The organism is Mucilaginibacter sp. (assembly GCF_041663085.1).
Lineage (GTDB): Bacteria > Bacteroidota > Bacteroidia > Sphingobacteriales > Sphingobacteriaceae > Mucilaginibacter.
In genome coordinates, this window is the sequence record NZ_JBAZRC010000190.1 from 1 (window position 1) to 7,951 (window position 7,951).

8 protein-coding genes are annotated in these 7,951 nt (G+C 41.5%); all 8 read left to right on the plus strand.

Annotated elements, in window-relative coordinates; translation table 11 throughout:
* On the plus strand, positions 1–397 hold a 397-nt coding region (pth, locus tag WC615_RS21600), incomplete at its 5' end, for an aminoacyl-tRNA hydrolase (protein WP_372980127.1).
* Between the two features lie 87 nt (positions 398–484).
* A complete protein-coding gene (locus WC615_RS21605; RefSeq protein WP_372980128.1) occupies positions 485–2,902 on the plus strand; it encodes an outer membrane beta-barrel protein in 2,418 nt (805 codons plus the stop codon).
* Positions 2,903–2,929: 27 nt separating this feature from the next.
* Positions 2,930–3,274, plus strand: a complete 345-nt coding sequence (locus tag WC615_RS21610; protein ID WP_372980129.1) for a Spx/MgsR family RNA polymerase-binding regulatory protein — start codon at positions 2,930–2,932, stop codon at positions 3,272–3,274.
* An 80-nt stretch (positions 3,275–3,354) separates the two neighbouring features.
* Complete coding sequence (locus tag WC615_RS21615; protein ID WP_372980130.1) at positions 3,355–4,035, plus strand: hypothetical protein; 681 nt, start codon at positions 3,355–3,357, stop codon at positions 4,033–4,035.
* 120 nt (positions 4,036–4,155) lie between these two features.
* On the plus strand, positions 4,156–6,135 hold the full coding sequence (locus WC615_RS21620) for a M1 family metallopeptidase (RefSeq protein WP_372980131.1): 1,980 nt from the start codon (positions 4,156–4,158) through the stop codon (positions 6,133–6,135).
* 107 nt (positions 6,136–6,242) lie between these two features.
* On the plus strand, positions 6,243–6,926 hold the full coding sequence (locus WC615_RS21625; protein WP_372980132.1) for a hypothetical protein: 684 nt from the start codon (positions 6,243–6,245) through the stop codon (positions 6,924–6,926).
* Positions 6,927–7,034: 108 nt separating this feature from the next.
* The gene (gene rpsU / locus WC615_RS21630) at positions 7,035–7,229 is read left to right on the plus strand and encodes a 30S ribosomal protein S21 (RefSeq protein WP_067059690.1); all 195 of its coding nucleotides are present in this window, start codon (positions 7,035–7,037) and stop codon (positions 7,227–7,229) included.
* Positions 7,230–7,316: 87 nt separating this feature from the next.
* Positions 7,317–7,951, plus strand: a 635-nt coding sequence (locus WC615_RS21635; protein ID WP_372980133.1) for a site-specific integrase, incomplete at its 3' end; no start/stop codon positions are given.

The window sequence follows — 7,951 nt, forward strand, 5'->3', positions numbered from 1 at the left end:
CCTGCACCTGATAAAGCCAACCACCTACATGAACCTAAGCGGCAAGGCGTTAAATCACTGGATGAAGGAGTTGAAGATACCAGTGCAAAATGTGCTGGTAATTGTAGATGATATTGCCCTGCCATTGGGCACCCTGCGCCTAAAACCAAAAGGAAGCGCTGCCGGGCATAACGGCTTAAAACATATCGAAGCTACCCTTGGTAACAATGAATATGCCCGCCTGCGTTTCGGCGTGAGCGATAATTACCCCAAAGGCCGCCAGGTTGATTACGTACTAAGTGGTTTTGATGACGATGAAAAACCCGAGTTACCCGCATTAATAGATCGCTCTATCGAAATGATAAAAAGCTTTGCCACCATCGGCACCGAGCTTACCATGACAAAATATAACAAGTAATCAGGTTGCTACCTAAAAAATAGTTTAAAAGTTGTTTTTGTGCAACGTTAGGAGTGTTTAGGGGTCTTTTAACCCTAAATAACACCAATGAAAAAACTTTTACTTGCAGCACTTGGCTGTTTCTTATTCGTTGCCTCTTTCGCACAAACAGCGCAGCAAAACCTAAGCATTAAAGGTATAATAATAGATTCGGCTGCGAACAAGCCGCTTGGCTTTGTTACTGTTGCTTTAACAGATGCTGCAACCAACCTGCCCGTAAAAAGCACCCTTACCAAAGATGATGGAACCTTTGAAGTAAGCAATATCCCTGCAAAACCCTACAAACTGTCATTGGTGTTTATGGGTTACAAAACAAAAACTATTGATATAAATGGGGCAACAGCGGCTGTTGATCTTGGCCGGATGATGTTATCGCCCGCCAGCAACCAGCTTAAAGAGGTATCTATTGTGGCGGCAAAACCATTGATGAAACAGGAGGTTGACCGTATAAGCTACGATGTACAGGCCGACCCGGAAAGCAAAGCCCTAACCGCCCTTGATATGATGCGCAAGGTGCCCATGCTTTCGGTTGATGCATCAGATAATATAAAATTAAAAGGGGGCGGCAATTATAAGATCCTGCTTAATGGTAAGGAGTCGGCTTTAATGGCGCAAAACCCATCAGATATACTAAAAGCAATGCCGGGTACCAATATTGTAAAGATAGAAGTGATCACAACCCCACCGGCCAAGTACGATGCCGAAGGGCTTGACGGTATTATTAACATTATTACCCAAAAAAAAGGAGACCAGGGGTATAACGGCTCAATAAACAGCAGGTACAACACCGTTTGGGGCGAAAATATTAATTTAAATATTACCGCAAAGCAGGGTAAATTAGGGTTTAATGGCTATGTAGGTGCCGGCGCCCGCCCAAAACGGGAAACAGCCCTTGGCAGCGAAAGCGTTTTTTCAAACCCGGTATCCTCATTAAACCAGGATGGCACACGCTTTTTCAGCGGCAGAAATATTTACAACAGCAACGAATTAAGCTACGAGGCCGATAGCCTTAATTTAATTACCGGTACTTTCAATTTTTATAACAGCAGCAACGATAATGGTAATAGCCAGTACACCGTACAACGCGATGGTTTAAATGATATTACCCAGGCTTATAATATAATGGGTACTAACAATAGTAAATACCACGGTACTGATGCCGGGCTTAATTATCAGCTTGGGTTTAAAAATAATAAAGACCAGTTACTAACCGCATCATTTAAATACAGCAATAACAGTAACCAGCAGTTTAATGATGTGCAGGCCGATCAAACCGTTAACTATGATAACCCAAACTACCGGCAATATAACAAGGCTGGATCAAAGGAATACACTACGCAGTTAGATTATATACATCCCCTAAAAATTATCACTATAGAAGCCGGGGGTAAAATGATAGCAAGGAACAGCTTCAGTGATTTTTATACCGATACGCTTAATGCTAATAACCAGTACATAACCGATAGCAAACAAGAGAATGATTTTAGTTATCATCAGGATGTATATAGCTTATACAACTCTTACCAGTTAAAATTCACCAAATGGACGTTTAAAGGTGGGGCGCGTGTTGAACACACCGGTATTGATGCCAACTTTTCATCAACAGGCAGCACATTGAAACAAAACTTTACCAACGTAGTGCCATCAATATCTATACAACGCAGCCTTAAAAGCAGCAGTATTACTTTCGGCTTTACCCAGCGTATACAAAGGCCTGGTATATATCAGTTAAACCCGTTTGTTAATACGTCGAACCCAAAGTTTATAGTAATGGGTAACCCCGAGCTTAAGCCTGCTGTAAATAATAATTTTGAATTGGGTTACAGCAATTTTGCAAAGGGATCTATCAATATCAACACGAGTTACTCTTTTGCCAACAACACTATTCAAAACCTGGTTAAGGTTGATGAAAATGCCGTAACTACCACAACTTTTGGCAATGTTGGCAAAAATAAAAAGCTTGCCTTAAATGTAAGCATCAATTACCCTATTACCACTAAATTGAACTTTAACTTCAACTCCCAAATAGCGCAAGTATGGCTGCAGGGTACCTTTAACGGTAAATTTTATGCAAACAGCGGGCCACAAGGGTCCGCATTTATCAATGCCGGTTATAAGTTTGATGACGGTTACCGTATAGGCGTAAATGGCGGATACGATGGTCGCCAGGTGTTGTTACAGGGCAAGGATAATTATTGGGTAGGTGCGGGGTGTAGTGTATCGAAAGAATTGTTCAATAAAAAAGCCACCCTATCGCTTTATGCCAATAATCCGTTCAAAAAGTTTATCAGGTTTGATTTCCCCACCCGTACGCCCGATTTCCAGACCATCGCTTATAGCTTTAATTACTATCGCAGCATCAATATCAGTTTCAATTACAAATTTGGGAAGCTTAACAGCAGCATCAAGAAAAACCAGCGCGGAATAAATAATGACGATTCCAGCGGCGGCAGTTCTAAAAATTAATAATTTAGCGGGCAAAATACATTCCCGATGAAAGTTTACGGCATCACCAATTGTAACACGGTAAAAAAAGCGCTCGACTGGCTGAAGGCCAACAATGTAGCCTATGAATTTCATGATTTTAAAAAGCTTGGCGTAAGTGCCGAAAAATTAAATGAGTGGGATAAAAAGGCAGGGTACGAGAAATTCATGAACAAACAGGGCCTAACCTGGAAACAGCTTGACCCGGCCGTGAAAGAATCTGTCAAAACTAAGGATGATGCCCTGCAATTATTACAGCAAAAAACCAGCATGATCAAACGCCCGGTTATTGAAAAAGGCGATTTTCTGTTCTTTGGGTTTGATGAGGCGGTATATGGCAAGGAGTTACTGTAGTTAACCCTGTTGCTTTTAATTTAGTTGATAATGAGTGTAGCATTTTTGCCGTGAGGCGCGTAATGAATTAAAACCACCTTATGAAAAAAATATACACTTTTTTGTTAGCCGCAGTACTGTTTACAGCCTGTAAGAAAGCAGAGCTTGACGACAGAATAATTATTGAGCCACCGTATCAAAAACAAATCTCGAGCGATACGCTTACCAGCGGGCAGCTTTTTGGATTAGCTATTGGGCAAACAAGTGTGGAGTTGTATGCTAAACTTCAGCAAATACAAGTGGCTGAAAAAATAGGCGGGCTATCTATTGTTAATAATATATACACTAATATTGATAGCCTAAAAACCAGGTTACCTTTATACACCGGCCTTTTAATGGATGAGGAAAAAGGTACATCAACCGGCGTTCAGCTAAGTTTCGAAAACAATAAGGTGAAAACCATTTATTTAAACAATGGTGAAATGCTTACGCATTGGCCACTCGGCTTTACCCAAAACACTACCATAGCAGTAGGTGATCCGGTTGATGATATTTATCAAAAGCTGGTAAATATTAAGAAGAATTCGGCATTTGAAAAAAAACTCGAACGCCTTTCTATATTTTTTAAGGATAATAACAAACCATTTGACCCACAAATGAGCGCTTCGCCTCAATGGTACTTTGTTTCAACAATATCTGCCAAAAGGTATAATTATGTTTCATTAAACTTTACTGCAGGCAAACTGGTATCTATTTATACAACCGTGTTCGAAACCCAGTAGGACCGCATTGGTGATTTATTAACAAACAGGTAACTTCCTCATTACAACTTCGTAATTCTGTAAGTGGGTTATTCAATAATTTGTATTATTGTGGTAAATAATTCAATTTATAAATAAATTATGAAAATGAAACTGATTGCCGGTTTTACGCTGGCTTTTATGTCTGTTGCCGGCCTTAGCCAGGCACAGCAGCAACAGGCAGCACCTGTTGGCAATTACAATTACCACGATGCTTTCGCGCCGTTCTTCTATACCAAAAATGGTTCTGAATTCCGTGCTGCTGATGGGCAGCCCGGCCCCAAATATTGGCAAAACCGTGCCGATTATCAACTTTCGGCAAAACTTAACGACCAAACCAACGAAGTTGTAGGTTCAGAAATTTTAAACTATACCAACAACAGCCCTCAAAAGCTTGATTTTTTGTGGATGCAGTTAGACCAGAACTTGTTTAAGGCAGATTCGCGCGGTTCGGCTATCATCCCGCCAAGCGGCAGCCGTAATGGTGGTAAAGGCGATCTGTCAAAAGGTGGCTATAATATCAAGTCGGTTAAAATTATTGGCGCAAAAGGTACTGCACCTGTTGCCGTTAAATATTTAATAGATGATACCCGTATGCAGATATTTTTGCCTACAGGTGTAACTGCAAATGGCGGCCAGGTTAAACTGGCTATTGAGTATTCATTCATCATACCCGATTACGGATCTGACCGTACAGGCATCCAGGATACTAAAAATGGTAAAATATATACCGTTGCGCAATGGTACCCGCGCATGTATGTGTACGATGATATTATGGGCTGGAATGCTGTGCCTTATACAGGCCCGGGCGAGTTTTACCTGGAGTATGGCGATTTTGACCTGAGTATTACTGCCCCTGCAAACCATATTGTTGTAGCATCCGGCGAGTTGCAAAACCCACAGGAAGTTTACACACCTGAGCAATTGAAACGATGGGCACTTGCCGAAAAAAGCGAGCAAACGGTAGTTATCCGCTCTGCAAGCGAGGTTACTGATGCGGCATCGCGCCCGGCGGGTAAAAAAGAACTAACCTGGCGTTTTAAAATAAAGAATGCACGTGATGCCTCATGGGGTTCATCGGCAGCCTTTATTATTGATGCCGCTAAAATGGACTTGCCAAGCGGTAAAAAATCAACAGCGATATCAGCCTACCCGGTTGAGAGTGATGGCAACAACGCGTGGGGCCGTTCTACCGAGTACGTAAAAAAATCTATCGAATTTAATTCGCAAAAATGGTTTGAGTACCCTTATCCTGCTGCTACAGCTGTTGCTGGTAAAGTAGGAGGTATGGAATATCCGGGCATTGTATTCTGTGGTTACAGGGCTAAAAAAGGCGACCTGTGGAACGTGAACGACCATGAATTTGGCCACACCTGGTTCCCGATGATCGTTGGCTCTAACGAGCGTTTATACGGCTGGATGGACGAAGGCTTTAACACATTCATCAATACCTTAACCACTGCCGATTTTAATAAGGGCGAGTATGCAGGTAAAAAACAGGATATGCACCAGGCCGGCGCATTTGTAACCCAACCAATATTTGAGCCGGTACTAAGCACTCCAGAAAACCTTAAAGAACCAAACACCGGTATATTATTGTATTTTAAACCGGCCATGGGTTTAACCTTACTGCGCGAGCAGATCCTGGGCCCCGAGCGTTTTGATTTTGCCTTCCGTACCTATGTTGCGCGCTGGGCATTTAAACACCCAACACCTGATGACTTTTTCCGCACTATAGAAAATGCAAGCGGCGAAAACCTGAACTGGTTTTGGAGAGGCTGGTTTGTAAACAACTGGCGCCTGGATGTTGCTGTGCGCGATGTTAAATATGTTAGCGGCGACGCAAGCAAAGGCGCGTTAATTACCATTGATAACCTGGATAAACTGGTGATGCCAACCATCCTTGAAATTAAAACCGTTAGCGGTAAAACCGAAAGGGTAAAACTACCGGTTGAAATATGGGAACGCAATAACACCTTTGTTTTTAAATACCCATCAACAGAAGAAATACAATCTGTTACTTACGACCCGGACAAAGTATTACCGGATTATAACCCGGACAATAATGTTTGGAAAAAATAATAATTATAAAAAACCCGGTTTAAACCGGGTTTTTTGTTGTTTTAAATGTTAAAAATGCAAACCTTTGCCACTATAGGCAGGTTATCCTGTTAGCTAATCCATCAGCCATGAAAAAACTATTATTTGTTGCCGCCATTTTATTATTTATAGCATCATTTGCCCGGGCGCAAAACACCTTTAAAGGTACTGTTTACGAGAATGGCACAAATACCCGTCTATCCGACGTATTTATCCGAGATGCGAATAGCAGGCAGGTTAGCATTACAGATAAAAACGGGAATTTTACCATAAACACAACCGTGGGCCATACGCTTATCTTTAATTCGCCGGGGTATAATTCAGATACGTTATACCTGGTTGACATGGCCCCAAAAAAGATAATGCTCGCCACGCAAAGGATATCGTTGAGCCAGGTTAACATTACTGCCAAACGTTCCGACTTTAACCCGAGGGAAGAATACCCTGAGGTTTATGAAAAAAGTAAAGTGTATGTGTTTTCGCCATCAACCTGGTTTAGCGGCGAGGGTAAAAAGGCACGCCGTTTAAAAAAATATTTTCAGCGCGAGGCTGAGCAGCGTAACATCGATGCCGCGTTTAGCCCGGGCTACGTAAGTAGTATTGTACCATTAAAAGGCAATGACCTGGAGAATTTTATGACGATGTTTAGGCCAAGCTACGCTTTTTTACGCAGCAACAACCGCGAATCGATGGCGGCGTATATCAATGACAGCTATAAGAAATTTATGGCCCTGCCGGCAGATAAACGTGCGCCCCAGGCGTTGAAACCATAACTGGTTAGCACATGTGTAAACAGGCATAAAAAATTATAAAATATTGTATTTCAGATTTAAAACTATTTTCCTACCTTTGACGTCCCTGAAAGGAGGTATATAGGAATTATGATCATCATTAACGTAAAAGACGGCGAATCATTAGACAAAGCACTAAAACGCTTTAAAAAGAAATTCGAAAAAACAGGTGTTTTAAGAGAACTGCGCAGTCGCCAGGCTTTTGAAAAGAAATCAATTACCCGTAGGCATGAAATTAAACATGCTATCTACAAGCAGAATATGAATCTGGAAACTACTGTTTAATTTCTTTTAAAAGAATTTTACAGATTTTCTTGTCACTATAAAAAAACTATTTGTACATTCAATTTATTGGGTGTTCAAATAGTTTTTATGTTTTTAGACAGGTTTATACAGCACATCAGGTTCGAGAAAAGATACTCGCCCCACACGGTATCAGCCTACCAGAGCGACCTTGAGCAATTTATGCTCTTTTTAAACCCGCCCAACCAACCGGTACAGGTTACAACCCCAACAGACATCAGCCATCACGACATCCGTAACTGGATGGTTCAGCTAATGGATAACAAGCTGCTTGCGCGCTCTGTTAACCGTAAAATAGCCACGCTGCGTAAATACTTTAAGTTTTTGTTGCAGGAGGGAGTAATAACTACCAACCCTGCATCGCGTATCAACGCGCCAAAAGTACCCAAAAACCTGCCAACGGTAGTAGATGGCAGTAAGCTAACCGGTATGCTGGATGGTAAAATGGATACGGAAGACGAAAAAATCTTCACTAATGATTTTGCCGGCCTGCGCGATAAGATGGTTATTGAGATGCTTTTTGGCACCGGCATGCGCCTTGCTGAAATTACCGGCATAAAAGAAACAGATATTAATTTGTACGAGGGTACCATCAAAGTTTTAGGTAAACGCAACAAACAGAGGATAATACCCCTGAATCATGAACTGGTGCTACTGTTAAAGCAATATACTGAGGCAAAGAAATGTGAAAATTTTAATAACAA